The organism is Janthinobacterium sp. 67 (assembly GCF_002797895.1).
In the GTDB taxonomy this organism is placed as follows: domain Bacteria; phylum Pseudomonadota; class Gammaproteobacteria; order Burkholderiales; family Burkholderiaceae_D; genus Janthinobacterium.
Map to the genome: position 1 here is coordinate 624,692 of NZ_PGES01000001.1, position 14,585 is coordinate 639,276.

The 14,585-nt window shown below is 60.5% G+C and carries 13 protein-coding genes; 9 read left to right on the plus strand and 4 right to left on the minus strand.

Going from position 1 to position 14,585, the window contains the following annotated elements; all coding sequences use genetic code 11:
- Window positions 1-11 precede the first annotated feature (11 nt).
- From ligA to def, 3 genes are read left to right on the plus strand one after another with little or no spacing between them, the layout of a single operon-like run.
- Entirely contained in the window at window positions 12-2,363 is a 2,352-nt protein-coding gene (gene ligA, locus CLU90_RS02820) for an NAD-dependent DNA ligase LigA (RefSeq protein WP_092715581.1), read from the plus strand.
- A 25-nt stretch (window positions 2,364-2,388) separates the two neighbouring features.
- Window positions 2,389-3,282, plus strand: a complete 894-nt coding sequence (gene galU, locus CLU90_RS02825; RefSeq protein WP_092715579.1) for a UTP--glucose-1-phosphate uridylyltransferase GalU — start codon at window positions 2,389-2,391, stop codon at window positions 3,280-3,282.
- On the plus strand, window positions 3,279-3,815 hold the full coding sequence (def, locus tag CLU90_RS02830; protein ID WP_034752265.1) for a peptide deformylase: 537 nt from the start codon (window positions 3,279-3,281) through the stop codon (window positions 3,813-3,815). The genes galU and def overlap by 4 nt, the downstream gene beginning before the upstream one ends.
- Before the next feature lie 107 nt (window positions 3,816-3,922).
- Here def and CLU90_RS02835 read toward each other — a convergent pair whose 3' ends face one another.
- The 4 genes from CLU90_RS02835 to map all read right to left on the minus strand — a co-directional run bounded on the left by CLU90_RS02835 (window position 3,923) and on the right by map (window position 9,060).
- Entirely contained in the window at window positions 3,923-4,687 is a 765-nt protein-coding gene (locus CLU90_RS02835) for a flagellar brake protein (RefSeq protein ID WP_092715577.1), read from the minus strand.
- 152 nt (window positions 4,688-4,839) lie between these two features.
- Window positions 4,840-5,589: a pseudouridine synthase gene (locus CLU90_RS02840; protein ID WP_034752263.1), complete on the minus strand. Its 750-nt coding sequence runs from the start codon at window positions 5,587-5,589 to the stop codon at window positions 4,840-4,842.
- Window positions 5,590-5,632: 43 nt separating this feature from the next.
- Window positions 5,633-8,200: a [protein-PII] uridylyltransferase gene (locus CLU90_RS02845; RefSeq protein WP_092715575.1), complete on the minus strand. Its 2,568-nt coding sequence runs from the start codon at window positions 8,198-8,200 to the stop codon at window positions 5,633-5,635.
- Between the two features lie 47 nt (window positions 8,201-8,247).
- Entirely contained in the window at window positions 8,248-9,060 is an 813-nt protein-coding gene (map, locus tag CLU90_RS02850; RefSeq protein WP_092715777.1) for a type I methionyl aminopeptidase, read from the minus strand.
- 400 nt (window positions 9,061-9,460) lie between these two features.
- Between map and rpsB the strand changes: the two genes are divergently transcribed.
- From rpsB to CLU90_RS02880, 6 genes are all read left to right on the plus strand, one after another.
- Window positions 9,461-10,213, plus strand: coding sequence for a 30S ribosomal protein S2 (gene rpsB, locus CLU90_RS02855; protein ID WP_086145236.1), 753 nt, complete (start codon window positions 9,461-9,463; stop codon window positions 10,211-10,213).
- 158 nt (window positions 10,214-10,371) lie between these two features.
- Complete coding sequence (gene tsf / locus CLU90_RS02860) at window positions 10,372-11,283, plus strand: translation elongation factor Ts (protein ID WP_092715573.1); 912 nt, start codon at window positions 10,372-10,374, stop codon at window positions 11,281-11,283.
- Between the two features lie 148 nt (window positions 11,284-11,431).
- Window positions 11,432-12,148, plus strand: coding sequence for a UMP kinase (pyrH, locus tag CLU90_RS02865; RefSeq protein ID WP_092715775.1), 717 nt, complete (start codon window positions 11,432-11,434; stop codon window positions 12,146-12,148).
- Between the two features lie 176 nt (window positions 12,149-12,324).
- Window positions 12,325-12,885: a ribosome recycling factor gene (gene frr / locus CLU90_RS02870; protein ID WP_092715571.1), complete on the plus strand. Its 561-nt coding sequence runs from the start codon at window positions 12,325-12,327 to the stop codon at window positions 12,883-12,885.
- Window positions 12,886-12,984: 99 nt separating this feature from the next.
- A complete protein-coding gene (gene uppS, locus CLU90_RS02875) occupies window positions 12,985-13,752 on the plus strand; it encodes a polyprenyl diphosphate synthase (RefSeq protein ID WP_092715569.1) in 768 nt (255 codons plus the stop codon).
- Window positions 13,752-14,585: a phosphatidate cytidylyltransferase gene (locus tag CLU90_RS02880; RefSeq protein ID WP_092715567.1), complete on the plus strand. Its 834-nt coding sequence runs from the start codon at window positions 13,752-13,754 to the stop codon at window positions 14,583-14,585. The genes uppS and CLU90_RS02880 overlap by 1 nt, the downstream gene beginning before the upstream one ends.

The window sequence follows — 14,585 nt, forward strand, 5'->3', positions numbered from 1 at the left end:
ATCCCGCAACAATGACTGATCCGATCAACCAGGACGCCGCCCAGCGCGTCCTGGCACTCACGGCCGAACTCAATCGGCATCTGCACGCCTACCACGTGCTCGACAACCCCACCATTCCCGATGCCGAGTACGACAAGCTGTTCGTCGAATTGCAGGTGCTGGAAGCGGCCCATCCCGACTTGCGCACGCCCGATTCGCCCACCTTGCGCGTGGGCGCGGCGCCCTTGCCGCAATTTGAGCAAGTCACGCACACGGTGCCGATGTTGTCGCTGAATAATGGTTTCTCCGACGACGATATCGTCAATTTCGACCGCCGCGTGCGCGAAGGCCTGGGCGTCGATGGGCAGGACGTCGCATATGCGGCCGAAGTGAAATTCGACGGTCTGGCCATCAACCTGCGTTATGAGGACGGCCTGTTCGTGCAGGCGGCCACGCGCGGCGACGGCGCCACGGGCGAGGACGTGACGGCCAATATCCGCACCATTTCCGGCATCCCTTTGCGCTTGCATGGCAGCCACGTGCCGGCGCTGCTCGACGTGCGCGGCGAAGTGATGATGTTCAAGGCCGATTTTGCCCGCCTGAACGAACGCCAGCGCGAGGCGGGGCAGAAGGAATTCGCCAACCCGCGCAATGCGGCCGCCGGCAGCCTGCGCCAGCTCGATTCGCGCATCACGGCGCAGCGCAAGCTGCGTTTTTATGCCTACGGCATCGGTGCCCTCGATGGCGCGGCCATGCCGGTGTCGCATTCGGCCTTGCTGGACTGGTACGAAACCCTGGGCATCCCCGTGTCGAAGGAGCGCAAGGTGGTGCGGGGCGCGCAGGGTTTGCTTGCCTACTACGCCGATATCGGCGCGCGCCGCCCCGCCTTGCCTTACGAAATCGACGGCGTCGTCTACAAGGTCAATGCGACGGAAGACCAGCAGGAGCTGGGTTTTGTGTCGCGTGCGCCCCGTTTTGCTCTTGCACATAAATTTCCAGCCGAAGAGGCGCTGACGCAGGTGCTGGGCATCGATATCCAGGTGGGCCGCACGGGCGCCATGACGCCCGTGGCGCGCCTGGCGCCCGTGTCCGTGGGTGGCGTGACGGTGACCAACGCCACCTTGCACAATGAAGACGAAGTGCTGCGCAAGGATGTGCGCGTGGGCGATACCGTCGTCGTGCGCCGCGCCGGCGACGTGATTCCCGAAGTGCTGAGCGTGGTGCTGGACAGGCGCCCGGAACCGGTGCCGCCGCCGTTCAAGATGCTCGAAGCGTGTCCCGTGTGCGGCTCGCACGTGGTGCGTGAAGAGGGCGAGGCGATTGCCCGCTGCTCGGGCGGTCTGTTCTGCTCGGCGCAGCGCAAGGAAGCGTTCCGTCATTTTGCGGGCCGCCGCATGATGGATATCGAAGGCCTGGGGGAACGTTATATCGATACCCTGGTCGAACTCGAATACGTCCATGGCCTGGCTGACCTGTACAGCCTGACCCTCGATAAATTGCTGGAAATGAAGCTGCGCGCCGACGAACGTGACGGTTCGACGCCGGAAACAGTGCAACAAGGCAAGATTCCCACCAAGTGGGCGGAAAACCTGTTGGCAGGCATAGAAGCGAGCAAGCGTCCGCCGCTCGAACGTTTCCTGTTCGCGCTCGGTATTCGCCATGTGGGCGAATCGACGGCGAAGACCCTGGCCGAGTGGCTGGGCAGCCTGGCGTATGTGCGGCAAGCGCCGGCGGCCTTGCTGCGCGTGCTGCCCGACATCGGCGGCACGGTGGCGGAATCGATTGCCGATTTTTTTGCCGAAGAAAAGAACCAGCAGGCGCTGCAGGCCTTGCTGGACGCTGGCGTCACGCCGCAGGGCGAACACGCGCCCAGCGCCAAGCTGCGCACGCAGCTCGAGGAAACCAAATTGCTGGCCGCCATCGGCATCCCGAAGCTGACGGAGCCGCGCAGCAAGCAGCTGGTGGAGCGGGGCGTGACCCTGGCCAGCCTGGCGGCGCAAGGCGCCAGCTTCCATGCCGGTTTGCCGGCTGCCGTGGCCGAATCGCTGGCGCAGTGGCTGGCCGATGAAAGTCATGTCAAGCTGCTGGTTCAACTGGACGCCCTGCGAAATGAATTAATGTCACAATTGCCTGAAATGCCAGCCGCCGGCGGCAAGCTGGACGGCAAGACCTTTGTCCTGACGGGCACTTTGCCCAACATGAGCCGTGACGAGGCCGCGGAGCTGATCGAGGCGGCCGGCGGCAAGGTCAGCGGTTCCGTGTCGAAGAAGACAGGCTATGTCGTTGCGGGTTCGGACGCCGGCAGCAAGCTGGCCAAGGCGCAGGAACTGGGCGTGGCCATCCTCGACGAGGCGGGTTTGCTGGCCCTGTTGGCGCAGGACTAACCATTCAACATATTGCAGAAGGCCCATGAAAAAAATCAGAAAAGCAGTCTTTCCCGTCGCCGGCCTGGGCAGCCGTTTCTTGCCTGCGACCAAGGCGCAACCGAAGGAAATGTTGCCCATCGTCGACAAGCCATTGATCCAATACGCGGTGGAAGAGGCCGTGGCGGCGGGTATTACGGAAATGATCTTCATCACGGGCCGCAACAAGCGCGCTATCGAAGACCATTTCGATACGGCCTATGAGCTCGAGTCGGAACTGGAAGCGGCGGGTAAGCGCCAGTTGCTCGAGATGGTGCAAAACGTCATTCCCAAGCACATCAACTGCATTTACATACGCCAGTCGGCGCCGCTGGGCCTGGGGCATGCCGTGCTGTGCGCCCGTCCCGTGATCGGTGACGAGCCGTTCGCCGTCTTGCTGGCCGACGATTTCATGGATGTGGAAGAGGGCGTGCGCCCCGTGCTGGCGCAGATGACCGATGTCTTCCAGTATGAAAATTGCTCGCTGCTGGCGGTGCAGGACGTACCGCGCGCGGAAACCAAGCAGTACGGTATCGTATCGGCAAAGAATTATCAGCGCGACCTGGAACTGGTCTCGGCCATCGTGGAAAAGCCCGTGCCCGAAGAGGCGCCATCGACCCTGGCCGTGGTGGGCCGCTATGTGCTGACCAGCCGCATTTTCGAGCACCTGGAAAACATCGGTACGGGCGCCGGCGGCGAGATCCAGCTGACGGACGGCATCGCCGCCCTGATGCGCGAAGAGCGCGTGCTGGCCTACCGTTACAAGGGGCAGCGTTATGATTGCGGCTCCAAGCTTGGCTATCTGAAGGCAACGACGGCAATGGGCATGAAACATCCGGAAACGGGCGCGGCCTTCCGCGCTTATCTGCAAGAACTGCAATCGGCACTGGAAGCAAAATGACCGTACGTGAAATCCTCAAGATGGGTGATCCGCGCCTGCTGCGGATGGCCGAGCCCGTGCGCGAATTCGATACGCCCGAATTGCATGCCTTGATCGCCGACATGTTCGATACCATGCATGCGGCTAATGGCGCGGGCCTGGCGGCGCCGCAGATCGGCGTCAACCTGCAGCTGGTGATCTACGGCTTCAAGCAGAATCTGCGTTATCCCGATGCGCCGCAAGTGCCGGAAACCGTGTTGATCAATCCCGTGCTGACGCCTTTGTCGGAGCGCAAGGAAGAGGGTTTTGAGGGCTGTTTGTCCGTGCCCGGCTTGCGCGGCAGCGTACCGCGCTGGAGCGAGCTGCACTATGAAGGCGTCGACCAGTTCGGCCAGCCCATCAGCCGCGACTGCGATGGCTTCCATGCTCGCGTGGTGCAGCATGAAGTGGATCATTTACATGGCATTTTGTATCCGATGCGCATCGTTGACTTCACGCAGTTCGGTTATACCGAGGTCATGTTTCCGGATCTCGATCCCAACGACGACGATTAATCAGTTGACATCCGGGGTCAGACCCCCGGATGCGTTAGCGCAGAGCTTTGTGTTGCCGGCGTTGAGGGTCTGACCCCAGTATTGCGGTTTTTATATGCGCGGCAAACCTAGCGCACCTTGCGGTTGCTGCCCAGGTTATCGAGCAAGTTCTTCAATTCATCCTGCATGGCATCCGTCAGGCTCAGGAAGCGGCAGCCGATCTGCACCTGCTCGCCCAGCAGGAAGGACCGGAAGGTGCGCGACAGGCGGATTTCCAGGTCGGCGATCATGACCTTGTTCGGCCCCAGTTCCAGGCGCACGCGCGACAATTTGCGTCCCACGTACAGGCCTATCGTGTCGCGCGGATGGGCGCGCATGCCGATGCCGCCGGCCGAGAAATCATACAGCTGCAATTCATACGGACGCCCCTCGAGCACAAAGGCGGCCAGGTAGTACACGCCCAGCGGGGTCTCCAGGCGTGCCGATTCGCGCCGTTCCAGCACCAGGCAATGACTGGGGAAATTCGCCAGGTAGACGTTGGGACGGTCGGGATACGCTTGCCATTCGCCATTGATGGTAAATTGCAGCTTGGCGCTTTGCACCCAGGACACAAACGTGGCGCCGCCTTCGGGCAGGGTCGCGCCTTCATTGAGTTCCAGCACGAATTGCGGCAAGTCGTCGTCGACGGACAGGATGCGCGCCAGGATGACGTCTTCGCCGCCCGCCGGGTAGATGGAAATGGCGTCGCCGTTGTCAGCCAGGCTGCACAGGGTTTCGCCGATATCCCACGGATCGCTCATGTGGTGCGGCTTGGTGCCGGGCGCCATCGGCTCGGCCACGTCGGCCAGGCTGGGCGCGCCCTTGCGCAGGGGATTGGGGATGGGATCGTTCACGACAGCGTATCTCTTTTGTTCTGATGGGGAATAGTGTATAGGTTTAAAGCAATATTTACTAAGTAAATCACAATAATTGTTTTTATATCACTAGATTCCTGTTGCTTATGTGGCCAGGCATGCCTGACAGCATGCCTGCTTGACGCCGCCGCCTAGAATTGTTCGTCCGCGCTCAAGTAGCGCCATTGACCGGTCGGCAAGTCGCCCAGCTTGACCTTGCCGATGCGCACGCGTTTCAGTCCCAGCACTTTCAGGCCCACGGCTTCGCACATGCGGCGGATCTGGCGTTTCTTGCCTTCGCGCAGGGTAAAGCTCAGCTGATCTTCATTTTGCCAGCGCACCTTGGCCGGCAACAACGGCTTGCCGTCGAGCCACAGGCCGTGGTTGAGCTTTTTCAGCTCGCTGTCGGGCAGGGTGCCGCCCTTGGTGTAGCTCACGCGCACCAGGTATTCCTTGTCGATATCGGTATCGTGGCCGATCAGCTGCTTGGCCACGCGGCCGTCCTGCGTCAGGACCAGCAAGCCGACGGAATCGATATCGAGGCGGCCGGCCGCCACCAGGCTGCGCAGCTGGGTCGGGTGGAACTGTTCCGGGCTGCGGTCTTCCGCCCAGCGGTTTTCCGCCTTGATCAGTGCCACGGCGGGCGTGTAGCCATCTTCGGCCTGGCCGCTGACGTAGCCGACGGGCTTGTTGATCAGCACGGTAACGCGTTTCGATTGCTCGGCCGCGGCCTGGCGTTCCACGGTGACTCTCTGGCTCGGGTAGACCTTGCTGCCCAGCTCGGACACCACCTTGCCATCCACGCGGACCCAGCCGCGGGCGATCCATTCATCGGCTTCGCGGCGCGAGCACAGGCCCAGTTCGGACATGCGTTTGGACAAGCGTAATAATTCTTCGGTCATGTTGTTTCAGTTTCAGTAAGGGTAGGCGCTGCGCGGGAGGTCATCACACCTTCAGCGCATCGAGTAAATCGGTTTCCAGCAATATCTGGTTGCGGGCATTGTTGAGCGCGGGACCATCGACGAGGAAGACGTCTTCGACCCGCTCGCCCAGGGTCATGATCTTGGCCGTGTGCAAGTTGATGCGGTACTTGGTCAGCACGTTGGCGATCGCATACAGCAGGCCCGTGCGGTCGTTGGCGGCCACCGACAGCAAGTAATACTGGCCCTTTTCGTCGGGCCGCAAGTCGACGGTCGGCTGGAAGGGGAAAGTGCGCGACAGGCGCGACAGCCGCCCCTTGCCCGGCGGCGGCAGCGGCGTTTGCGATTGCAGCAGTTCGCCCAGCTCATGCTCGATCAGGCTGATGATGTCGCGGTAGCTCTTGGCGAAGTTCTGCTCGGTGACGAGGAAGGTATCGAGCGCATAGCCGTTTTTCGTCGTGTGGATCTTTGCGTCGAGGATGCTGAAATTCTTGCGGTCGAAATAGCTGCAGATGCGTGCGAACAGGTCGGGCTGGTCGGGAATGTACACGGCTACCTGCAAGCCTTCGCCGATGGGCGCCAGCCGGCATTTTACCACCGGCAACTTGCTGTCAAGCTTATCATACAGCGAGCGCGTCTGCCAGGCGATGTCGGACGCGTCATGGCGCAGGAAATACGCCACGTCCAGCTGTTGCCACAGTTTCAGGTGGGCATCGGGCGGCAAGCCGTACAGGCGCAGGGTGGCCAGCGCTTCCTGCTGGCGGTTTTTCAGCTCGCGGTCGGCCGTGTGCGGCTCGCCGCCCAGCACGCGCAGGGTGATCTTGTACAGGTCTTCCAGCAGCTTGCCCTTCCAGGCATTCCACACTTTCGGGCTGGTGCCGCGGATGTCGGCCACCGTCAGCAGGTACAAGCCCGTCAGGTGGCGCTCGTCCTTGACCACTTTCGCAAACGCGGCAATGACGTCGGGATCGGACAAATCCTGCTTTTGCGCCACTTGTGACATGGTCAGGTGATTTTCCACCAAGAAAGCCACGAGTTCCGTATCTTCTTGTGACAGGCCGTGGTCCTGGCAGAACTGGGTGGCGTCGGTCACACCGAGCTTCGAATGGTCGCCGCCGCGGCCCTTGGCGATGTCGTGGAACAGGGCCGCCACGTACAGCAGCCACGACTGCGAGAAGTCGGCCATCAGCTGGCTGCAGAACGGGTATTCGTGCGCATGTTCGCTCATGGTGAAGCGGCGCATATTGCGCACCACCATCAGAATGTGCTGGTCGACCGTGTACACGTGGAACAGGTCGTGCTGCATCTGGCCCACGATGCGGCGGAAATTTGGCAGGTAGCGCCCCAGGATGCTCATTTCGTTCATGCGCCGCAGCGCATGGATGATGCCGACCGGCGCCTGCATGATGCGCAGGAACAGGGCGCGGTTGACGGGATCCTGGCGGAAGGCGGCGTCGATCTTGAAGCGCGCGTGCCACAGGGCCCGCGTGGCGCGCGACGTCATGCCCTTCAGGGCCGGACGTTCCGTCATCAGCACGAACACTTCCAGCATGGCCGACGGGTATTGTTCGAAGGTATCGTCGGCGCTGATGTCGATCAGGCTGTTGACTTCATTGAAGCGTTCGTTGATGGGTACGGCCACGTCGTCTTGCGGAAACAGCCGTGCCTCGATGTTTTGCAGCAAAATGGTGTTGAGCTGGGTCACCGTCTTGGCGGCCCAGTAGTAGCGCTGCATGAGAAATTCGCTGGCGCGGCGCATGTGCGGCCCGCTGCCCGTCGCTTGCAGGCCCAGCGATTCGGCGATGGCCGTCTGCACGTCGAACACGAGGCGGTCTTCGCGCCGTCCCGCATGCAGGTGCAGGCGCACGCGAATATCCTTGAAGGCGCGCTCCTTTTCCATCAGCTGGCGCGCTTCCGTCAGGGTGATCAGGCCGCCCGTGGCCAGGGTGCGCCACGAGTTCGCCAAGCCGGCCGCCTTGGCCACCCACAGGATGACCTGCAAGTCGCGCAGGCCGCCCGGGCTTTCCTTGCAATTCGGTTCCAGGCTGAAGGCCGTGTCTTCGTACTTGGCGTGGCGCTGGCGCATTTCCGCCGTTTTTGCCTGGAAGAAAGCCTGCGGGTCCATGGCCGCGTCATAGCGCTGCTGCAGTTGCGCGAACAGGTCCGCATTGCCGCACACGAGGCGCGCTTCGAGCAAGCTCGTCTGCACGGTGATGTCGGCTTTCGATTCGACCAGGCACTCGTCGACGGTGCGGATGCTGTGGCCGATTTCCAGGCCCAGGTCCCACAGCAGTTGCACCAGTTCCTCGAGCTTTTCCTGCGTGGCGGCGTCCGGCGCCTGTTGCAGCAGGATCAGCAGGTCGACGTCGGAATACGGAAACAGTTCGCCCCGGCCATAGCCGCCCACGCCCACCAGCGCCGTACCGGGCGGCAAGCCCGCTTCCTGCCACGCGCGCGCCAGCACGCCATCGACGCTGTGGCGCAGGCTGCGCAGCAGTTTTTCAGGCTTGCCGTCGGCCTGGAAGGCCGCAATGACGACCTGGCGGTCGGCTTTCAGTTGCTGTTTCAGCTGTTCCCGAACTTGCTTTTTCATCTGGGCCCTGGGGTGGCGGTGGGTCGGGTGGGGTCAGGCAGTATGGATCAGGCTTTGCTGGTGATAAAGGCCGGCGGCGGCGGCATGCCGGGCGAGACGGTCAGCACTTCATAGCCTGTCTCCGTGACCAGCACCGTGTGTTCCCATTGCGCCGACAGGCTGCGGTCCTTGGTCTTGATGGTCCAGCCATCGTTCATTTCGCGGATTTCGCGGCGGCCCGAGTTGATCATCGGTTCGACGGTGAAAATCATGCCCGCTTCCAGGCGCTCGAGGGTGCCTGGTTTGCCGTAGTGCAATACCTGCGGTTCTTCATGGAAGACCTTGCCGATGCCGTGACCGCAGAATTCGCGCACCACGCTGTAGCCGGCCTTTTCAGCATGCTGCTGGATGGCATGGCCGATATCGCCCAGGTGGGCGCCCGGCTTGATCTGGTCTATGCCCAGCCACATGCATTCATAGGTGATTTCCGACAGGCGCTTGGCCAGGATGGTGGGCGTGCCGACGAGGAACATGCGGCTGTTGTCGCCGTGGTAGCCATCCTTGATGACGGTGATGTCGAGGTTGACGGAGTCGCCGCTTTTCAGCACCTTGTCGCCGGGAATGCCATGGCAGATGACGTCGTTGACGGACGTGCAGATGGCTTTCGGGTATGGCGTATAGCCGGGCGGGCAATAGTTGAGCGGGGCAGGGATGGTGCCTTGCACGTTGACCATGTATTCATGGCACAGGCGGTCCAGTTCGCCCGTCGTGACGCCGACCTTGACGAAGGGGGTGATGTAGTCGAGTACTTCGGCGCCGAGCTTGCCGGCAACGCGCATGCCTTCGATGTCGGCGGCGGTATTGATACGGATGGTGGACATGGTGTGATTCGCAATCTGCAAGAATTCAGGTGAAAAGCACAGACGATTCCTGCTAAATGGGAAAAAGTCTGCAAATATGTCGAAATTATAAACGAGGCGCCCTCAATCCGCCGCGTCCTTCCTATGGCAGGGCAGGGATTTGTCGGTGGAACGCGGACGAATGGGCGATGACGCCACAGCTTGCACCAGCATGGTGCGTCGGGCCTTTCCGTCAGGCACGCGATTTGCAGCGCGGACTTGATGCCGCAGGCATTTCAGTGTAGAATCCCGGGTTGCTTGAATTCTCTTTTAAGCAATGCAGTAAAACAGTGTCTTTAATTTATATAAACACGCGAATCCGGTCGACAAGGGTGCCTGTATGGTGACTGATCGGATTCCAGACCCAACCCTGGAGTTAATAATGTCCGTAACAATGCGCGAAATGCTGGAAGCCGGTGTCCACTTTGGTCACCAAACCCGTTTTTGGAATCCAAAAATGGCACCGTTCATCTTCGGCCATCGCAACAAGATCCACATCATCAACCTGGAAAAAACCATGGCGATGTACCAGGACGCAATGAAGCACGTGCGTCAACTGGCTGCAAACCGTGGCACCATCCTGATGGTTGGCACCAAGCGTCAAGCTCGCGAAATCATCGCTGCTGAAGCACAACGCGCTGGCGTGCCTTTCGTTGATCAACGTTGGTTGGGCGGCATGCTGACCAACTTCAAAACGATCAAAACCTCGATCAAGCGCCTGAAGGACATGGAAGCGATGGTCGAAGACGGTTCGATCGAGAAGCTGTCGAAAAAAGAAGCGCTGATGTTCTCCCGCGAAATGATCAAGCTGCAAAAATCGATCGGCGGCATCAAGGACATGGGCGGCGTTCCTGACGCAATCTTCGTCGTCGACGTCGGCTACCACAAAGGCGCGATCACCGAAGCGGCCAAACTGGGTATCCCGGTCATCGGCGTTGTCGATACCAACCACTCCCCAGAAGGCGTGAACTTCGTGATCCCAGGTAACGATGACTCCTCGAAAGCCATCATGTTGTACGCTCGCGGTGTTGCTGACGCAATCATCGAAGGCCGTGCAGCTGCCGGTAACGAAGTTGTTGAAATGGTTAAAGCAGCCGCTGGCGACGAATTCGTCGAAGTAAACGAACAGGCTTAATGGCCAGGCTATCGCAGGATAGCCGTTTGTAAGCACAGCAGTAAGGGAAAAGGGGTGGCAGCAGCTCCCCCTTTTTTTTAACAAAAAAACGATAGTGACCGCTGGCGAGGCATGCATGCCCGGCCGCGACTATCGACTCACCGAATCAGGAGAAACACATGGCAGCGATTACAGCAGCGATGGTAGGCGAATTGCGCGGCAAAACCGACGCACCAATGATGGAATGCAAAAAAGCACTGACCGAAGCCGATGGCGACATGGCGCGTGCGGAAGAGATCCTGCGCGTCAAACTGGGCGGCAAGGCATCGAAAGCATCGGCACGCATCACCGCTGAAGGCGTCGTGGCAACCTACATCGCCAACGGCGTAGGCGCCCTGGTCGAAGTGAACTCGGAAACCGACTTCGTTGCGAAAAACGACGATTTCCTGGCACTGGCCAACAACGCTGCCCGTCTGGTAGCGGAACACAACCCGGCTGACGTCGCTGCCCTGCTGGCCCTGCCACTCGATGGCAAGACCCTGGAAGACGTGCGCGCCGCCCTGATCGGCAAAATCGGCGAAAACATGACCATCCGCCGCTTCCAGCGTTTCGAAACCAGCGCCAAGCTGGCATCGTACCTGCACGGCTCGCGCATTGGCGTGATCGTCGAATTCGACGGCGCCGATGAGCAAGTGGGCAAAGACGTGGCCATGCACATCGCTGCAATGAAGCCAGTGTCGCTGTCGTCGAACGAAGTTCCAGCGGAACTGATCGAAAAAGAGCGTTCGGTTGCACAACTGAAAGCCGAAGAAGACGCAGCCAAAGCGGCCGCCGAAGGCAAGCCAGCGCAATCGCCGGAAATCCTGGCCAAGCGCCTGGAAGGTTCCGTACAGAAGTATCTGAAAGAAGTGTCCCTGCTGAACCAGGCTTTCGTGAAAAACGACAAGCTGTCGGTTGAGCAAATGCTGAAGGCGGCTAACACCACCGTCAAAGGTTTCGCCATGTACGTAGTGGGCGAGGGCATTGAGAAGAAGCAAGACGACTTCGCAGCAGAAGTCGCAGCACAGATGGCTGCCTCCCAGGGAGCGTAAGTAAAGCGGGCCGAGAGGCCCGTTTTTTTGGCCCGCCCGCACCCGTCGTGCCGGGCGGCGGCATGGGCAGCTTCCTCCCGCCTATCCGGCGCTGCAAGGCGTTGTGCCATGTCATACTCGAATAACCTCATTTATGGAGCCCCAGCTCATGTCAAAACCAGCCTACAAGCGCGTCCTCCTCAAGTTGTCCGGCGAAGCCCTGATGGGCGATGATCCCTACGGCATCAACCGCGCCACGATCGAGCGCATGGTGGCCGATGTGGCCGAGGTGGCAAAGTTGGGTGTGGAACTGGCAATCGTGATTGGCGGCGGCAATATCTTCCGCGGCGTCGCGCCCGGCGCGCAAGGCATGGACCGTGCCACCGCCGACTACATGGGCATGCTCGCCACCGTGATGAATGCACTGGCCCTGGCTGACGCCATGCGTCACGTCGGTATCACGGCGCGCGTCATGTCGGCCATCGGCATCGAACAAGTGGTCGAGCCGTACGTCCGCCCGAAAGCCCTGCAATACCTGGAAGAAGGTAAAGTGGTCGTCTTCGCCGCCGGTACCGGCAACCCGTTCTTCACCACCGACACGGCAGCGGCCCTGCGCGGTTCCGAGATCAGCGCCGAGATCGTCCTGAAGGCCACCAAGGTCGACGGCGTCTACACGGCCGATCCGAAGAAGGATCCGAACGCCACTCTGTTCAACACGATCACGTTCGACGACGCCATCGCCAAGCACCTGCAAGTGATGGATGCCACGGCATTCGCCCTGTGCCGCGACCAGAAACTGCCGATCAAGGTGTTTTCGATCACCAAGCCAGGCGCGCTGATGCGCGTCATCATGGGCGAAGATGAAGGCACGCTGGTCCACGTCTAAATTAGTATTGGTAGTCATTTCAAGATTTATTATCATTAACAGCGCCTGACAAAACCGTCGCGAGCGGAAGGGAGAGGTGGCCGAGAGGCGCAACCGTACCGAGGTACGGTGAGCATCGCAGGCCGCCTATGCCGACGCGCAGCAGGTTTTGACAGGCGCCACCACAGGAGAGCAGCATGTCCTTAGCTGACGTTAAAAAGAACGCCCAGGAACGTATGACGAAATCGCTGGAAACACTGCGGGCCGACCTGGCCAAAGTGCGTACCGGCCGCGCCCATACGGGTATCCTGGATCACGTGATGGTCGAATACTACGGTTCGCCGACGGCGCTGACCCAGGTCGCCAACGTGACCCTGATTGACGCGCGCACCATCGGTGTGCAGCCGTACGAAAAGAAGATGGCTTCGACCATCGAAAAAGCCATCCGCGACGCCGATCTGGGCTTGAACCCATCGGCACAGGGTGACCTGATCCGCGTTCCGACGCCGCCGCTGACGGAAGAGCGCCGCAAGGAAATGGTCAAGCTGGTCAAGAGCGAAGCGGAAGACGCGAAGATTGCCGTGCGTAACATTCGCCGCGATGCGAATGAGTCGCTGAAGAAACTGGTCAAGGAAAAAGCCTGCTCCGAGGACGACGAGCGCCGCTCGTCGGAAGAAGTGCAGAAGCTGACGGACAAGTTTATTGCCGACATCGACAAGATGGTTGTCGACAAAGAAAAAGAAGTGCTGACGGTCTAGTTTTCAGTGCTTTTGACGCTGCCCGGGAAAGCATGGCTTTTCCGGGCAGTGCTATTTGGCGCATAATAGTTATCTTTTATTTTTGGTATTCGTGTTTTCATGATCTATTCGAGTTCGACAACGGCAGTACCTGAGGTGGGCACGGTGCCGCGCCATGTGGCAATCATTATGGATGGCAATGGCCGCTGGGCAACCAAGCGCGTCCTGCCGCGCGTGGCTGGCCACGTCAAGGGCGCGGACGCCGTGCGCCGTGTCGTCGAGACCTGTCTCGATCGGGGCGTTGAATACCTGACCCTGTTTGCCTTCAGTTCGGAAAACTGGCGCCGCCCGGAAGAAGAAGTGTCGATGCTGATGCGCCTGTTCGTCACGATGCTGGAACGCGAAGTGGTCAAGATGCATGCGAACGATATCCGCCTGAAGGTCGTGGGCGACCTGTCGCGGTTCAACGAGCAGCTGCAGACGCTGATCGCCAACGCGGAGCGCAAGACGGCCAACAATACGCGCCTGACGGTGTCCATCTGCGCCAATTACGGTGGCCGCTGGGACATCATGCAAGCAGTCAACAAAATGACGGCCGAGGCTGCCGCCGATGGCCAGCCTGCCGCTCACGCCTACACGGAAGAGCAACTGGCGCCGCACCTGGCCATGGCCTACGCGCCCGAGCCCGACCTGTTCATCCGCACGGGCGGCGAGCAGCGCATTTCCAATTTCCTGCTGTGGCAACTGGCGTACACCGAGCTGTTTTTTACCGAGACTTTCTGGCCCGACTTCAATGACGAGTGCCTCGACGCGGCAATCGCGTCTTACCAGCAGCGCGAACGGCGCTTTGGCCGTACCAGCGCGCAATTAACTGAAAAGACAAACTGATGCTGAAAACACGGATAATCACCGCCCTGGTCCTTCTGGCGGTCTTGCTGCCGGTTCTGTATCTGAATTATTTCCCCGCCTTCGCCGTGATCGCCACGGCGTTCTTCGGCGCCGCTGTATGGGAAAGCTTCCGCATCTTCAAAAATCGCCAGGCGCTGCCGATCGCCGCCGTCTGGACTGCCGCCTTCGCCTATACGTTCTTTGTCGGTAACGGCATGGCGCAGCTCAATTTCTGGTTCGCCCTGTGCGTGGCCATCTGGCTGATCCGCTTCGTGCCCTCGCTGGCGACGGGTTTGCCGCCCACCGAAGGCCTGGGCAATACCTTGCTCAGCCTGGTGTACCCGGTGACCATCGTCGGCTGCTTCGTTGCCATCATCGCCCTGTTCCTGCATAGCCCTTTGTACCTGCTGTCCGTCATGGCTCTCGTGTGGATCGCCGATATCGGCGCCTATTTCTCGGGCAAGGCTTTCGGCAAGCGCAAGCTGGCGCCAAGTATTTCTCCAGGTAAATCTTGGGAAGGCGCCATCGGCGGCGGCATCGCCGTGCTGCTCATTTCCGCCATCACCATCGTGGCCGCGCCATCGCTGCCGGTCTTGCAAGACACCTTCGCCGTGCAGCTGCAATTGCGCCGCGGCTGGCTCGTGGCCTTGCTGGTGCTGTTGCTGGTCGTTGCCGCTAGCATCGTCGGCGACCTGTTCGAATCCCAATTGAAGCGCCGCGCCGGCATCAAGGACAGCAGCAGCCTGCTGCCTGGCCATGGCGGCGTACTTGACCGTATCGATGCCTTGATCCCGGTCCTGCCATTTGCCGCCCTCGTGGCCAGCTGGCTTTAA

Bases quoted from the DNA above. Each gene is read 5' to 3' on its own strand.
- ligA (WP_092715581.1), top strand. From the start codon at position 12: ATGACTGATCCGATCAACCAGGACGCCGCCCAGCGCGTCCTGGCACTC.
- galU (WP_092715579.1), top strand. From the start codon at position 2,389: ATGAAAAAAATCAGAAAAGCAGTCTTTCCCGTCGCCGGCCTGGGCAGC.
- def (WP_034752265.1), top strand. From the start codon at position 3,279: ATGACCGTACGTGAAATCCTCAAGATGGGTGATCCGCGCCTGCTGCGG.
- CLU90_RS02840 (WP_034752263.1), bottom strand. From the start codon at position 5,589: ATGACCGAAGAATTATTACGCTTGTCCAAACGCATGTCCGAACTGGGC.
- CLU90_RS02845 (WP_092715575.1), bottom strand. From the start codon at position 8,200: ATGAAAAAGCAAGTTCGGGAACAGCTGAAACAGCAACTGAAAGCCGAC.
- map (WP_092715777.1), bottom strand. From the start codon at position 9,060: ATGTCCACCATCCGTATCAATACCGCCGCCGACATCGAAGGCATGCGC.
- rpsB (WP_086145236.1), top strand. From the start codon at position 9,461: ATGTCCGTAACAATGCGCGAAATGCTGGAAGCCGGTGTCCACTTTGGT.
- tsf (WP_092715573.1), top strand. From the start codon at position 10,372: ATGGCAGCGATTACAGCAGCGATGGTAGGCGAATTGCGCGGCAAAACC.
- pyrH (WP_092715775.1), top strand. From the start codon at position 11,432: ATGTCAAAACCAGCCTACAAGCGCGTCCTCCTCAAGTTGTCCGGCGAA.
- frr (WP_092715571.1), top strand. From the start codon at position 12,325: ATGTCCTTAGCTGACGTTAAAAAGAACGCCCAGGAACGTATGACGAAA.
- uppS (WP_092715569.1), top strand. From the start codon at position 12,985: ATGATCTATTCGAGTTCGACAACGGCAGTACCTGAGGTGGGCACGGTG.
- CLU90_RS02880 (WP_092715567.1), top strand. From the start codon at position 13,752: ATGCTGAAAACACGGATAATCACCGCCCTGGTCCTTCTGGCGGTCTTG.